The sequence below is a fragment of the Bacillus sp. MSP13 genome (assembly GCF_000815295.1).
GTDB classification, from domain to species: domain Bacteria; phylum Bacillota; class Bacilli; order Bacillales; family Bacillaceae; genus Bacillus; species Bacillus vallismortis.
The window spans coordinates 104,441-119,379 of sequence record NZ_JXAQ01000013.1 but is presented as its reverse complement, the minus strand read 5'-3'; the positions used below and the strand labels follow the sequence as shown (position 1 = coordinate 119,379).

Below are 14,939 nucleotides of genomic sequence, written 5' to 3'. Positions count from 1 at the left end.
GCATGAAAGTGTTAAAGCCCGGACTGCTCACAACGGTTCAGGATATAGGCAGAACGGGTTATCAAAAATATGGCGTCCTGGCAAGCGGCGCTATGGACACGGTTTCACTGCGCATTGCCAATCTGCTCATCGGCAATAGCGAAAATGAAGCCGGTCTTGAAATTACGCTGATGGGGCCCGGTCCGTCATTTTATTTTTCAAAACAAACGCTGATTGCGGTGGCAGGGGCTGATTTTACGCTGCGTATTAATGACGAGGAAGCGCCTTTATGGAAGCCTGTGCTCATCAAGGAAAACAGCACAGTCAGTTTTGGTCCTTGCAAACTTGGCAGCCGTGCGTATTTAGCGGCAGCCGGCGGCTTCGATGTGCCTGACGTCATGGAAAGCAAAAGCACGTACGTCAGAGCAGGCATCGGCGGACTTCATGGCAGAGCGCTTCAGAAGGAAGATGAACTGTTCATTGGAGAACTGTCATCTCTTTCGCAAACCATCCTATCCCAATTAAACCCACAGCTTGGAAAGCGGGAATTTGCAGCACCGAAATGGTCGGTCAGCCGGGGCAGGTTTCTGCCATTAAAAAAGAATCCCATTATTCGTGTACTAGAAGGAAAACAATTCGGCTTTTTCACAGAGGAGTCGAAAACGCGTTTTTATGAAGAAACGTTTCGTGTCACACCGCAGTCCGACCGCATGGGCTACAGGCTCAAAGGAGAACCGCTCCAACTGAAGGCGCCGCTTGAGATGGTGTCAGAAGCCGTTTCGTTTGGAACCGTTCAGGTGCCGCCTGACGGAAACCCGATTATTTTGCTTGCAGACCGACAAACGACCGGCGGCTATCCAAGGATCGCGCACATCATATCAGCTGATCTTCCGATTGTCTCGCAAATCATGCCGGGCGAGCACGTCCAGTTTGAGCCTGTATCCCTTCAAGAAGCGGAAGCGCTTGCGATTGAACGGGAACAGCATATAAGAGAACTGAAAACGAGAATGAAGATGGAATGGCTGACATAACAAAGGGGATGAATGATGCAGAATAAAAACAAAACCGTAGTCAAATCTATGGCTCTGCTAAATTTGTTTTTGCATGAACCAAACCTGACCTTAAGTGAATTAGTGTCGTTGTCGGGAATGCCGAAAACATCTGTTCACCGGATGGTCAGCTCTTTAGAGGAAATGGGGTTCCTCAATCGGGATTCATCCGGCGCTTATTCGCTGGGACTGGTGTTTTTGCAATTCGGACAGATTGTCGCTGACAGGCTGGATATCAGAAAAATAGCAAAACCGGTGATGGAAGAGCTGTGCCGGGAGGTGGATGAGGCCGTGCAATTGATCATGAGGGACGGCAATGAAGCGATATACGTTGAGAAAATCGAAGGGACGCAGACTGTGCGGCTGTACACTGCGATCGGCAGACGTTCTCCTCTGTATGCAGGCGCGTGCGCGAGAAGCATATTGTCCTTTCTTCCCAGAGAAGAGATTGAAACATACATGAAACAAACAGAGCTTCTTTCCATTGGCGCCGGGACCATCACCGATTCGGAAAAACTGCTGCAAGAGATTGATGCCTCAGTGCAAAATGGCTATACCGTCAGCTATTCAGAGCTCGAAAACTATACTGCGGCCATCGGCGCCCCGATCTTCAACCATAAGCGGCAAGTGGCAGCCGGCATCAGCATAGCAGGCTTTGAAGCGAGATTTACAGAAGACAGGCTTCCTTATTTAACAGAAAAGGTGAAGAATGCCGCTATGCAGATTTCCAGAAAAATAGGGTATTCATAAGTAGCCGATCTTTTCTCCGCTGCGTACATTAACGTATCGACGTTCAAGAGTGGAGGAAAGAACATGGTGCTTCGATACACAGCACTGGGGGATTCTTTGACGACGGGGAGAGGCTCCGGGCTGTTTTCTCCCGGCTTCGTCCAACGTCTGGGAGACATGATGGAAGCTGACTTGAAAACAAAAACGGCAATCTCCATCTTTGCTAAATCAGGCTTAAATACAGAAGAAATTCTGGGGCTCCTGTCACATCCCCATGTGCAAAAATGCATTCAAGCTGCCGGCATGATAACCATCACAGGATGCGGAAATGATCTGATTGATTCAGTCTTTGCTTACCAAACGTCTAAAGATGAAACGATTTTCAGCCGAGCATCCGCCCATTGCCATGAAAACTTTGAAAAGATGATTGCGAAAATCGCCGCAATCAAAGGAGAAAACCCGTCCCCGTACGCCATCCGTGTGTTCAACTTATACAATCCGTTTCCCGGCATAGACATCGCTGGCCAATGGATCACATCTTTTAATTCTCATTTAGAAACACTTGCCTCAGCACCCCATGTCAAAATCGCGGATGCCTACAGCATCTTCAAAGGAAATGAGCACGAGTATTTGTCCTTTGACGGGGTCCATCCAAACAGCAAAGGCTATCAAGCGATGGCTGAAGCTGTTCACAAGTTGGGTTATCAAGAACTGTCAGTTTCATAGAAAAAGCGCCTTGTCATAAGGCGCGTTCAGCGTGTTGACAAACCCTCGCATTCGTTGTCAGGCCTGCGCGTCGGTGCTCAAGGCTTACGAAAGGAACGACGGCTAAATGCTTAGCGTCCTGCCTAAACGCCGCCGTCATCACATCCTGTGAAAGTCTGCTCCGATGCTCGCCCTTCCTAGACTTCAAAGGTTTTCAATCACGCTGAAAAGATGACAAAGTCATAAAACAAAAACCGTTTTATGACTTTGTCAACAATCTTAACGCGTCTTGTCATAAGGCGCTTTTTTATGTAATCGAAACATTAAAAGAAACTTAAAATTCCCTGTCTCCTGTTCTACAGACAAAAAAAGTGCGCTAGAATAATGGAGGGCTTAGGCAAATATAGCCATAACGTTCAATATTTCGTATATAAGGAAGGATGGTCCTTTTGTTTCGGATTTTTAAAATGTCTTTTGCAGTTATCATTATTATTCTGGCGCTCGTTGCTTTTAAATATACGGAACATACCTCTGTTATCCAATCGGTCATGCTTGTCTTTTTGGGCGCTGTCATGTTTATGCAAGGGCTTGAAGAGCGCAAAAAAGAAAACGACGGCTCGGGTGCGTTTAATATTTATACCGCCGTTTTCGTATGGTCTGTCTCTCTCATCGGTTTTACCCTTCATATTATATAAATCTATTACACATCCTGAAAATGCTCGACCGTCGGGAACAGGGTATAGAACCGATGAAGCAAGGCTTTCCACTCTCGATACTCTGAAGAACCGCGAAAGCCTTCCGTATTGTCCTCTAGTGTTTCCCATTCCACAAGCAGCAGGTATTTATGTGTTTCTTCCATGCATTTTGATAAGGAGTGCGTGATATAGCCCTTCCTGCCGGAAATGATTGGCGCCGCTTGCCGGAACGCCTCTTCAAACTCTTGTTCAAGCCCTTCTTTAATGTAAAGCATGGCTGCCTCTCTGACCGTCTCATCCCTTCTGTCCTTCTTTTCAAATAGTCTACAGCAAACGGCAGGACAATTCTGCAAAAACGGTGAAGCTTTTCCTTCATTTTCAAAAACATCTTGCGCGCACCAATTCATATAAGAGAAAATAACAAGTGGAAGGCAGGGGAAAGTCATGTTGAAAAAGTGTATTCTACTAGTATTTCTATGTATCGGATTGATTGGAATCATCGGATGCTCCAAAACAGATTCACCAGAGGATCGCATGGAAGCCTTCGTGATACAGTGGAACGATCAGCAATTCGATGACATGTATCAAAGCCTGACCAAAGATGTCAAAAAAGAAATCTCCAAAAAAGATTTCGTCAATAGGTATAAAACCATCTATGAGCAGGCAGGCGTCAAAAATCTGAAAGTCACCGCGGGAGAAGTGGATGAGGACGATAAAGACCACAAGACGATGAAGCACATTCCGTATAAAGTCAGCATGGATACAAATGCTGGCAAAGTCAGCTTCAAAAATACCGCTGTGCTGAAAAAAGAAAAAACAGATGATGAGGAGTCATGGAATATAGATTGGAACCCGTCATTTATATTCAAGCAGCTGGCTGACGATAAAACAGTGCAAATTGCCAGCGTGGAACCAAAACGCGGCCAAATCTACGATAAAAACGGGAAAGGCTTAGCCATCAATACAGATGTTCCGGAAATCGGAATTGTTCCCGGTGAGCTTGGCGATAAAAAAGAAAAAGTCATCAAAGAGCTCGCGAAAAAACTTGATTTGACTGAAGACGATATCAAGAAAAAGCTTGATCAAGGCTGGGTGAAAGACGATTCATTTGTGCCGGTCAAAAAGGTCAAGCTGGATCAGGAAAAGTTAGTGTCTGAGGCGACGTCATTACAAGGCGTAACGAGAACGAATGTCGGCTCCCGCTACTATCCATATGGCGAAAAGACAGCCCATTTGACAGGCTATGTCCGCGCCATCACTGCGGAAGAATTAAAGAAAAAGAAAGACGGAGCCTACAGCGATACGTCTCATATCGGCATCACCGGACTTGAAAATGTGTATGAGGATAAACTGAGAGGCACAACCGGATGGAAAATTTACGTCCCGCAAACAGGCGAAGTCATCGCTGAAAAGAAAGCGAAGGACGGAGAGGATCTTCACCTCACCATTGATATCAAAACGCAAACGAAGCTGTATGATGAACTGAAGGATGACAGCGGGGCGGCAGTCGCGCTGCAGCCGCAGACAGGTGAAACACTCGCGCTTGTCAGCGCGCCGTCTTATGATCCAAACGGATTTATTTTCGGCTGGAGCGATAAGGAATGGAAAAAACTAAACGACGATAAAAACAATCCGTTTTCTGCGAAATTCAACAAAACATACGCACCGGGTTCTACAATTAAACCGATCGCGGCTGCCATTGGAATCAAAAACGGCACCCTAAAAGCGGATGAGAAGAAAACAATCAAAGGTAAAGAGTGGCAAAAGGATTCGAGCTGGGGCGGTTATTCAGTGACACGTGTGTCTGAGCGCCTTCAGCAAGTCGACCTTGAAAATGCCCTCATTACGTCGGATAATATTTATTTCGCCCAGAACGCGCTTGATTTGGGAGCAGACAACTTGACAAAAGGCTTGAAAATGTTCGGCTTTTCAGAGGACGTTCCGTATGAATTCCCGATCCAGCAATCGTCTATCGCAAATGGCAAACTTGATTCAGACATTCTGCTTGCGGATACTGGATACGGGCAAGGGCAAATGCAAATGTCTCCGCTTCACTTGGCAGCTGCTTACACGCCATTTGTCGACAACGGAGATCTCGTCAAACCGACGCTGATCAAAAAAGACTCACAAACAGCTGATGTCTGGCACAAACAAGTGGTCACGAAGGAAGGAGCGGCAGACATTACAAAAGGTCTGAAAGGCGTTGTGGAAGATGAGCGCGGATCAGCCTATCAGCCTGTCGTGAAAGGAATCACCGTTGCCGGAAAAACTGGAACAGCCGAGCTGAAAACGTCAAAAGATGATAAAGACGGCACGGAAAATGGCTGGTTCGTCGGCTACGATTACAAAAACAAAGACCTGCTTGTCGCCATGATGATCCAAGATGTGAAGGACCGCGGCGGCAGCCACTATGTCGTTGAGAAAGCGAAAAAGCAATTTCAATCGAATTAACATACCCTTCGCTGTAAATGCGCTGACAAACAACTTGATCAGGATCAATGGTTTCGCATGTATGCAGCCGCACAGGGTTACGATATACGTTAACAAAAAGCATCAGCTTCGCGGCTGGTGCTTTTTCAATATTGTCACACCGCTTAGTGCCAAATTCCCATTTTTAAGTGATTGAATCTCGTTTGAAAGCGTTTTATATTATAAAGAAAACCTCTCTTATTCCTCTCTTGTATTTCCTTGCGACTTCATCCGCACATCAGACTGTCTAGGAGGCCTTTTTATGTATATGACTGCCAGAGAACAAAAGCTTTTAAAGCACTTATTATTACAAAACCGATATGTAACCGTAACTGAACTTGCCGAGCTGATGGAAGTCAGCACGAGAACCATCCACAGGGAGCTCAAATCAATTAAGCCGCTGATGGAAACCGTCGGGCTTACGCTCGATAAACAGCCCGGCAAAGGATTGAAGGCAGTGGGAAGCCCCGAGGATAAACAAAAGCTGCTTACCGATTTATCTTATGAACAGCATGAATATAGCGCGGACGAACGGAAACTGCTCATTCTCTGTTCGTTATTAGAGTCTCAGGAACCCGTCAAGCTGTACACGCTTGCACATGATCTGCAGGTGACGAATGCCACGGTCAGCTATGACTTAGACGAGCTGGAGAAATGGATTTCTCCCTTTGGATTGACACTGATCCGAAAAAGAGGCTTTGGCATCCAGCTCATAGGACCGGAGAATGCGAAACGTAAAATTGTCGGCAACTTGATTGTGAACCGCCTTGACATCCAAATGTTTTTGGAAGCGGTTGAATTAAATATCAAAGGAAAGGCTGATTCTTCAGAGAAAATGTTCGGGGTTGTCAGCAAAGGCGAGCTGTTAAAAGTGGAGCGTATGCTATTTCAGCTGAAAGAAGAAATCGCCTTTTCATTGTCCGACAGCTCCTATATCGCGCTTATCGTGCATTTGACGTTTGCGATCGAACGGATCAAGCTTGGAGAAACCATCACCATGGAGGCAAATGAGCTTGAGGAATTGAAGAAGGCGAAGGAATACAGCTCCGCTCTTGAAATCGCTGGCGAGCTTGAACGTGCCTTCGGTGTAACAATCCCTGAGGCGGAGGTCGGCTATATCACAATCCATCTTCGAAGCGCCAACCGCAAATACAAAACAGAATACAAAGCACAGGAAATCGAACTGGAAACGGCGCTGCAAACCAAGCGGCTCATTGCTTTTATTTCAGGCAAAATCAGAATGGATCTCACGAAAAACTATTCTTTATATGAAGGGCTAATCGCCCATTTGGAGCCCGCCGTCAGCCGCATAAAAGAAAATATCGACATATACAATCCGATGAAGGAACAGATTAAGCGCGATTATTTTCTCCTTTATATGGCGATTGAAGAAGGTGTGGAAAAGTATTTTCCGGGCATGTCCTTTTCTGATGATGAGATCGCTTTTATCGTCCTTCACTTCGGCTCTGCCCTTGAAATCAAAAAAGAAGAAGCGAAAGTGAAAGCGCTTGTCGTTTGCTCAAGCGGGATCGGCTCTTCGAAAATGCTTGCTTCCAGACTGAAGAAAGAGCTGCCTGAGATTCAATCGTTTGATATGTCATCTTTGATCGAGCTGAAGGGCAAGGACGTCCAAGCCTATGATATGATCGTTTCCACCGTTCCGATTCCTTACGAAAACATTGATTATATGATGGTCAGCCCGCTTTTAAATGAGGAAGACGCAAACCAGGTAAAGCAATATATTAAGCGGAAAATTCCGCTCATACTTGAGAAAAAAAGAAGCCTGAGGGAAGAGACGCAGCAAGCTGACACACCTGACATGCTGGAAGCGGCGGAAAGCATGGGGAGGTATATGGCGGTCATTCAAGATGTGCTGCGCCACTTTTCACTTACTCACATCAAAACGAAATCCAATCATGACATGCTCTTGTTAAAGTTATTTCAGCAGCTGAAGAAGGAGGGCTTGATTCGTGATCCTAAAAAAGCCGCGGTTTGCTTAGCCGAGCGGGAGAAACAGGGGGGATTGGGAATCCCGGGGACCAACATGGCGCTTTATCATCTCAAAAATGATGAAATCGTCCTGCCTTTTTTCAAAATATATGATCTCAGCACCTCTTATGAAGTGAATGGCATGGACGGAAATACCCTCAGCATGACACGCATTCTCGTGATGATGGCGCCTGGGTCAATATCCGCTGAAGGATCGGAGATATTAAGCGCGATCAGCTCCGCCATTATCGAGAGCGGAGAGAGTATGGCGGGGTTTCAGGAAGATGGGGAGCAAGAGCTGTACCAGCGGTTAAACCGCATATTTTTCACATGGATGAAAGAAAAAAACATACTGTAATCCTGCATGGCACACGTCAAAACATTGGCGTGTGTTTTCATGTGGACGAGGCACAAAATAACAAAATGCGGGACTATTTTATCATTCATCAATGGAATAGTTCCAAATTGAAATAGTTTTACAAGTTATCTTTTTTGGGTTAAAATGGGTGAGGCAAGGAAGAAAATCTAACAAATTATTGAAGATTAAAGAGTATATAGGAGATGACGATATGGAAACATTACAGCATCTGATTCTGCATGACATGCCAGATAGCGAAGACATAGAGGCTGTAAAAAGCGGGAACCATACATTGACATATGCAGGTTACCGTAAACGGATGAATCAGCTGGCGAATGCCTTGCTGCAAAAAGGAATTCAAAAGGGCGACCGTGTTGCGTTGCTTTGCAAAAACGGACATCCCGCATCAACTATTATGTTCGCCGCGCTTGAAATAGGTGCTGTTGTCGTACCTGTCAGCTGGCAGCTGAAGCCATATGAAATGACAGGCATTTTAAAAGCAAGTGAACCGAAAGCGCTGTTTTACGGAGCGGAGTTTAAAGAGAAACTGGATGAAGTTCTTCCTGAACTATCCTCATTGCGTATCACGATGGAAACAGGAACAGCTTACGAAACGTCTGCTGAATTTGAAGCTCTATTTGCCGGTGCTGATCATTTGCCCGAAACTGAAATGGTTTCCCCTGATGATACAGCGCTTTTGATGTTTACGTCAGGTACAACAGGAAACCCGAAAAGATGCATGATCACACATGGCGGCATATATAGATACGTAACGAGATCCAAAAGTTCAACCGAACGTATGAAGGGCCTGCGTTTTCTCGCGTGCCATCCGATTTATCATACGAGTGCGCTCATTTGCATCATGCTGGGAACTTTCGCAGGAACAACCTTCTTTTTTACGAAGGATCAAGACCCAGTTCATATGCTGAAGCTCATTGAGGAAGAAAAGATTCAAACCGTGATGGCCCTTCCCGTGTTTTACACCTATTTGCTAGAAGCATGGGAAACGCACCAAACCGACTTATCTTCGCTTGTTATTTTAATGACAGGCGGAACAAAAGTGCCGAGCAGCCTGATCCGCCGCTATCTTGATATCGGCATTCCGCTCGCTCACGGCTATGGAAGCACTGAGGCTTGGGGAATCAGCACATGGATGCCTGATATGGGGATGGATAAAGCGGCGTCTGCGGGGAAACCTGTGGCAGGTGTTAAAGTCAAAGTCGAAGATCCTCAGACGGGAGAAGAACTCCCTCAAGGAGAAATCGGTGAAATCGTTGTTCATACCCCATTCTTATTTAAAGGCTATGAAGATAATCCTGAAGCGACAGCAAAAGTACTGCAAAACGGCTGGTTCAAAACCGGAGATTCAGGCTATGTAGATGAAGATGGTTTTATTTTCATCACTGGACGCTACAAGGATGTCATTATTTACGGAGGAGACAACGTCTATCCGGATCAGGTTGAGGAAGTCATTCAGCAGATCCCGGGAATCCTTGAAACAGCGGTGGTCGGTATACCAGACCCGCTGTACGGGGAAAAACCAAAAGCGTTTGTCGTAACAAACGGCGGCCGGCGTGTAACAGAAGAGGACGTCATCGCATATTGTAAAGAACGCCTGTCCGCTTACAAAATACCTGAAGTTGAGTTTGTGAACGAACTGCCGAAAAATAACCTCGGCAAGGTGAAAAAAGACGTTTTGCGCAAGCAGGCCGTTCATTCGTGATAGAAGAAGTCCGCCACTTATGTGGCGGGCTTCTTTGCAGTTGCACAGACGGAAAGCTCAGGCTTAATGTTTTTAAATTGAATATCAATGTCTTCGAAGCCGGCTGCTTTGAAATCAGCAATCATCTGTTTTCCAAATGATTTGGTTTTCTTGGGACTCGCATCCGCTTCCCGCGGCTGCATCGTAATCGCTGCTTTGCCGCCGGGCTTTAGCGCCCGATAAATCTGTTTTACGCCTTTTGTCTGGTCATTCCAGATGGTGTAGTTGTTAACGGAAATCACTTTATCATAAAACGAGTCGGTAAGAGGAAATGTCTCGATGTTTCCTTGCATCAAGCGCACACCCTTCGATTTTACGCTGCGGGCGGCCAGCTTCATCATCGTTTCTGACACATCAATGCCATCAAGCCGGATGTCCTTTTCACGTTTTAGCATCTGCTGCATGCAGTATCCAGGCCCAAACCCCACTTCCAAAATGCTGTCCCCGCGTGTAATCTCCAGCTGATTTATTGTCCACTGATTCAGTGTTTGGTTTTCCGCAGCCATAATGTACCCGGCAATCATGCCGAATATGCCCTTTGGCTTGCTGAATGTTTTAGAAAGCATGTTCATCATACCGAAACCTCCTTTGCAAGTTATTTCCTCCTGGCGTTTCATGTGAAACATTTTTCTGATAAAGCAATGTGAAGGTGCTAATCCATGTTTATCCAATGAACGGGCGAGGTACACAACAAATAGACATGAAAACAAAGGAGGAGAATTATCATGGCCAATTATCCAAAAGAACTTCCGGCCCAAACCCAAAATCGCCAGCCGGGAATCGAAAGCGAAATGAATCCCAGTCCGGTGCATGAGTACGAGAATTATAAAGGAGCGGACAAATTAAAAGGAAAAGTTGCGCTCATTACAGGCGGCGACAGCGGAATTGGACGCGCGGTATCCGTTGCTTACGCAAAGGAAGGCGCTCACATTGCCATTGTGTATAAGGATGAGCATGGGGATGCTGAAGAGACGAAGAAACGTGTAGAGCAAGAGGGCGTAAAATGCCTGCTGATCGCTGGTGACGTAGGCGAAGAGGAATTTTGCAATGAAGCGGTTGAACAAACGGTCAAGGAACTTGGCGGTCTTGATATCCTTGTCAACAATGCCGGTGAACAGCATCCGAAGGAAAGCATCAAAGACATTACAAGCGAACAGCTTCACCGCACATTCAAAACCAACTTTTATTCTCAATTTTATTTGACTAAAAAAGCAATTGACTACTTGAAACCGGGCAGCACCATCATCAATACGACATCCATCAATCCATATCGCGGAAACCCGACGCTGATTGATTATACAGCGACAAAAGGGGCGATCAATGCTTTCACGAGATCAATGGCGCAGGCCCTTGTCAAAGACGGCATCCGCGTCAACGCAGTCGCGCCGGGGCCAATCTGGACACCGTTAATCCCATCTACGTTCTCTGAAGATACAGTCGCCCAATTTGGGCAAAATACGCCGATGGGCCGTCCGGGTCAGCCTGTTGAGCACGTCGGCTGTTATGTGCTGCTGGCATCAGATGAGTCATCTTACATGACAGGCCAGACGCTGCATGTGAACGGCGGAGACTTTGTAACGACGTAAGAGGGAGTGAACACATGGGCATTACGAAAGAGGAAGTCAACAGCTATTATCAAAAAGCCGGCATTGTATTAACCGATGAAGAAGTTGACCAAATCCAGCTGATGGACTACGGCTTAGGAAAAGAAAGAAAAGTCGGGCTCCAGCTCTTCGTCTACGTCAATACAGATCGTTATTGCTCAAAGGAACTGGTGCTGTTTCCGGGACAGACTTGCCCGGAACACCGCCATCCGCCGGTTGACGGCCAGAAAGGCAAGCAGGAGACATTCCGCTGCCGCTACGGAAAAGTGTATCTTTACGTAGAAGGCGAAAAAACGCAGCTTCCAAAGGTTCTCCCGCCGCAGGAGGATAGAGAACACTATACGGTCTGGCACGAAATAGAGCTTGAACCGGGCGGGCAATACACAATTCCACCGGACACAAAGCATTGGTTCCAGGCCGGAGAAGAAGGAGCCGTGGTAACGGAAATGTCATCGACAAGCACAGATAAGCATGATATCTTTACCGATCCAAGAATATAAGGATGTGGCTTAACAGCCCATCCTTTTTTTATGGAAAAAAGGATCAGGCTAATGGGGAAAACGCAGATTTTGCTGATAGAGAGAATAGAGGAAAGGTCTACTTTTGGTGGGATCTGGGGTGCGGTAAGAAGAGCGCCTGGCAATCATAAAGTCATGATGGATAAACACCGGCAGGACAGCACTTCGTAGTGAGGAAGGCTGGCCTGACCTCAAACATATAATGAGATGCTAAGAGGCCAAACTGGGGCCTTTTTTAATTGTAATAGGGAATGGCCACAGAAACTTTATATTTAGAATAGTAGTTTACGTATCCGTCACGAGTAAGCTTTATTTACTGTACATGTAAAAAAATCAAAAAACATTTTGTTTATTACTAAAATGGTGTAATATGTAAAATAAAAAACGGATAAAAAGGATATTTGATTGAAGATGTCAATAAGTTTGGAAAAAACTATGACCCTATTCATCGCCGGATTAGAGGATTTTAATGGTGAAAGGAGAAAATAAAAACAATTATTATGAGACTAAAACTCCAATATTTAAAGAATTAGTCGAAGACCTCTCTAAAATAAAATCAAAGAAATGAAAAGGTTTATTCATGAAGTACCTGACGATTGTGAAGGAAATGATTTCAGACAGAAAGTAGGAACAAGTCAGGTTGGGGCTTTGATCATGAACTGGTTTAAAGGATCAGACATTCATATTCATGATGATTCTGTGCTGTCAGGACATTAAATGAATAGGAAATATCAGATTATGAATAAAAGTTTATTAGTTAAGGAGTGCCAAAGAGGCATGTATTCCATCAAATCATGAAGAGATAGTAAGCATTCAAGAAAATGTATTTTTTGACACAAATTTCTCGTTGTTCAATAAATGATTCCGTGAGCAAACCATCGCTTCTTCATTATGACGAATAATCGGAAGAACAAATGTTGTTTTTAACATTTGTTCTTTTATATAAATTGATACAAATATAGGAGGAGAAAAATCAATATGGATGGAATCAGCACAGAGGTTTTACTATTCCTTATTGCAGCTGGATTTGCTGCGGCTTTTATTGATTCTGTGGTAGGCGGAGGAGGACTTATATCCATTCCCGCATTGTTATTTGTCGGGCTTCCGCCGTCTGTAGCATTAGGTACCAACAAGTTAGCAGCTACGATGGGGGCTTTAACAAGTACGATCAACTTCCTGCGTTCGGGACAAATAAACAAAAGGCTTGTTTTTAAATTATTACCTCTGTCTATTGTAGGATCGGGAGCCGGGGTTTATGTGGTTCAGTTAATACCATCAGCGTTTTTAAAACCCATCATTCTTGTCTTATTAATTCTTGTAACGATCTATACACTTTTTAAAAAAGGCTGGGGAATGGAGTCCAGCTTTAAAGAATTGACGAAAAAAATGACTTTTTTTATTGTGTCAGCCGCTTTATTACTCGGTTTTTATGATGGATTTTTAGGAGCAGGAACAGGTTCTTTTCTCATCTTTTCATTTTTACTTTTAGGGTTTAATTTTGTAGAATCCGCCGGAAATGCTAAGGTTTTAAATTTAGGAAGCAACATCGCAGCACTTATCACTTTTATGTTGTTCAGTTCTGTTGACTTTCGCTATGGAATCCCTATGGGGATTGCGATGATAATAGGCGCGCTTGTGGGGACGAGAGTGGCCATTAAAAATGGTGCTGCGTACGTAAAGGTTTTATTCGTAGGGATAACTGTTGTACTGATCGGAAAAAGCATCTGGGATTATGTGCAAAAATATATTTTTTTATAGAAACTGTAAATGGAACATCTATATTTAAGGCTGAACGAGACTCCCGTTCAATCAACATATTGGGCTCTGTCTATTTGATTGAATTGGATTGATTTTAGTTTGTGCATCTCAAAAAGGAAAGAGGCGAAACAATGTTCACTTGCAGGGTAAATGAACACATCACCATCCGGTTATTGGAGCCAAAGGATGCGGAACGGATTGCCCAACTCATTATTGAAAATCAGCAGCGGCTCGGCGAGTGGCTGTTTTTTGCGGAAAACCCAAGCAGCGCTGAGACGTACAGAGAAACGATCATTCCAGATTGGCGGCGGGAATATGCGGATATGAACAGCATCGAATCCGGGCTCCTTTATGACGGCAGCCTATGCGGCATGATCGGCTTGCATCATCTAGACCAGATCAATCGAAAAGCGGAAATCGGCTACTGGATTGCCCAAGAATACGAAGGCAAAGGCATCATGACCGCCGCTTGCCGAACAATTATCACGTACGCTTTTAAAGAGCTTGAGCTGAATCGCGTCGCTCTCTGTGCGGCTGTCGGGAACCACAAAAGCAGAGCGATTCCGGAGCGCCTCGGCTTTCAAGAAGAAGGGATCGCGCGGGACGGCTTATTCGTTAACGGCAAATATCATGACCTTGTCTATTACAGCTTGCTGAAGCATGAATGGAAAGAATCAAAATAAAACGCGCATTTTCTTGTTTAAATCTTCCCCTGATGTGGAAAAGTAACAGCGGAGACGTTAAAAAGGAGTGATTCGCAATGAAACAGCAAGACATGAAACAAAAAGTGCTTGACGTACTAGATCACCATAAAGTAGGCTCGCTCGCAACGGTTCAAAAAGGCAAGCCGCATTCCCGCTACATGACTTTTTTCCATGACGGTTTGACGATTTACACACCGACAAGCAAGGAAACTCATAAAGCGGAAGAAATAGAGAACAATCCTAATGTCCATATTTTATTAGGTTATGATTGTGAAGGCTTTGGCGACGCGTATGTCGAGGTTGCCGGAAAAGCCAAAATCAACAATTCGGCAGAACTGAAGGATAAAATATGGAATCCTAAGTTGGAGCGTTGGTTTGACGGCAAGGATGACCCGAACCTGGTGATTCTTGAAATTGAGCCGGAGGATATTAGATTAATGAATGCCGGAGAGAAAACGCCAGTCTCACTTGATTTGTAAAAAAGTTGCAACTGCAGGGGCGATATGTTATCATGAATAGCTAAGCAAGAAATAAGCAAATAAAAAGAAAGTAAACTTCTTTTTTCTGTTTGAGAGAGAAGCTTTACCGCTTCCCAAGCAGCACACCAGCTGCCCTTATTC

At 44.9% G+C, this 14,939-nt stretch carries 14 protein-coding genes; 12 read left to right on the top strand and 2 right to left on the bottom strand.

All coding sequences use genetic code 11. From position 1 onward, the window contains the following. Positions 1 to 2 precede the first annotated feature (2 nt). The 4 genes from SC79_RS15575 to SC79_RS15560 all read left to right on the top strand — a co-directional run bounded on the left by SC79_RS15575 (position 3) and on the right by SC79_RS15560 (position 3,157). Positions 3 to 1,010: a biotin-dependent carboxyltransferase family protein gene (locus tag SC79_RS15575; RefSeq protein WP_082022789.1), complete on the top strand. Its 1,008-nt coding sequence runs from the start codon at positions 3 to 5 to the stop codon at positions 1,008 to 1,010. Between the two features lie 15 nt (positions 1,011 to 1,025). After that, complete coding sequence (locus tag SC79_RS15570; protein ID WP_039075830.1) at positions 1,026 to 1,778, top strand: IclR family transcriptional regulator; 753 nt, start codon at positions 1,026 to 1,028, stop codon at positions 1,776 to 1,778. 63 nt (positions 1,779 to 1,841) lie between these two features. Then, positions 1,842 to 2,483, top strand: coding sequence for a GDSL-type esterase/lipase family protein (locus SC79_RS15565; protein ID WP_039075829.1), 642 nt, complete (start codon positions 1,842 to 1,844; stop codon positions 2,481 to 2,483). 428 nt (positions 2,484 to 2,911) lie between these two features. Further along, positions 2,912 to 3,157: a YczI family protein gene (locus SC79_RS15560; RefSeq protein ID WP_010330838.1), complete on the top strand. Its 246-nt coding sequence runs from the start codon at positions 2,912 to 2,914 to the stop codon at positions 3,155 to 3,157. A 5-nt stretch (positions 3,158 to 3,162) separates the two neighbouring features. Here SC79_RS15560 and SC79_RS15555 read toward each other — a convergent pair whose 3' ends face one another. After that, positions 3,163 to 3,432 carry an antibiotic biosynthesis monooxygenase family protein gene (locus tag SC79_RS15555; protein WP_039075828.1) on the bottom strand — a complete coding sequence of 90 codons (270 nt, stop codon included), beginning with the start codon at positions 3,430 to 3,432 and terminating at the stop codon, positions 3,163 to 3,165. A gap of 169 nt (positions 3,433 to 3,601) precedes the next feature. On the opposite strand from SC79_RS15555, the gene pbpC reads away from it, so the two are divergent. The 3 genes from pbpC (at position 3,602) to SC79_RS15540 (ending at position 9,696) form a co-directional block, all read left to right on the top strand. Beyond that, complete coding sequence (gene pbpC / locus SC79_RS15550) at positions 3,602 to 5,608, top strand: penicillin-binding protein 3 (protein WP_052245617.1); 2,007 nt, start codon at positions 3,602 to 3,604, stop codon at positions 5,606 to 5,608. 280 nt (positions 5,609 to 5,888) lie between these two features. Next, positions 5,889 to 7,973 (top strand): BglG family transcription antiterminator, encoded by a 2,085-nt coding sequence (locus SC79_RS15545; RefSeq protein ID WP_039075827.1) that lies wholly within the window; start codon positions 5,889 to 5,891, stop codon positions 7,971 to 7,973. A gap of 211 nt (positions 7,974 to 8,184) precedes the next feature. Continuing rightward, the gene (locus SC79_RS15540) at positions 8,185 to 9,696 is read left to right on the top strand and encodes a class I adenylate-forming enzyme family protein (protein ID WP_039075826.1); all 1,512 of its coding nucleotides are present in this window, start codon (positions 8,185 to 8,187) and stop codon (positions 9,694 to 9,696) included. Positions 9,697 to 9,713: 17 nt separating this feature from the next. Here SC79_RS15540 and SC79_RS15535 read toward each other — a convergent pair whose 3' ends face one another. Continuing rightward, positions 9,714 to 10,310, bottom strand: a complete 597-nt coding sequence (locus SC79_RS15535; protein ID WP_039075825.1) for a class I SAM-dependent methyltransferase — start codon at positions 10,308 to 10,310, stop codon at positions 9,714 to 9,716. Between the two features lie 150 nt (positions 10,311 to 10,460). Between SC79_RS15535 and SC79_RS15530 the strand changes: the two genes are divergently transcribed. The 5 genes from SC79_RS15530 (at position 10,461) to SC79_RS15510 (ending at position 14,798) form a co-directional block, all read left to right on the top strand. Further along, positions 10,461 to 11,321, top strand: a complete 861-nt coding sequence (locus SC79_RS15530) for an SDR family oxidoreductase (protein ID WP_039075824.1) — start codon at positions 10,461 to 10,463, stop codon at positions 11,319 to 11,321. A gap of 14 nt (positions 11,322 to 11,335) precedes the next feature. Then, a complete protein-coding gene (lyxE, locus tag SC79_RS15525; protein WP_039075823.1) occupies positions 11,336 to 11,839 on the top strand; it encodes a D-lyxose ketol-isomerase in 504 nt (167 codons plus the stop codon). A gap of 996 nt (positions 11,840 to 12,835) precedes the next feature. Continuing rightward, a complete protein-coding gene (locus SC79_RS15520) occupies positions 12,836 to 13,615 on the top strand; it encodes a sulfite exporter TauE/SafE family protein (protein WP_039075822.1) in 780 nt (259 codons plus the stop codon). Between the two features lie 131 nt (positions 13,616 to 13,746). Beyond that, positions 13,747 to 14,298 (top strand): GNAT family N-acetyltransferase, encoded by a 552-nt coding sequence (locus tag SC79_RS15515; RefSeq protein WP_039075821.1) that lies wholly within the window; start codon positions 13,747 to 13,749, stop codon positions 14,296 to 14,298. 77 nt (positions 14,299 to 14,375) lie between these two features. After that, the gene (locus tag SC79_RS15510) at positions 14,376 to 14,798 is read left to right on the top strand and encodes a pyridoxamine 5'-phosphate oxidase family protein (protein ID WP_039075820.1); all 423 of its coding nucleotides are present in this window, start codon (positions 14,376 to 14,378) and stop codon (positions 14,796 to 14,798) included. Positions 14,799 to 14,939 lie beyond the last annotated feature (141 nt).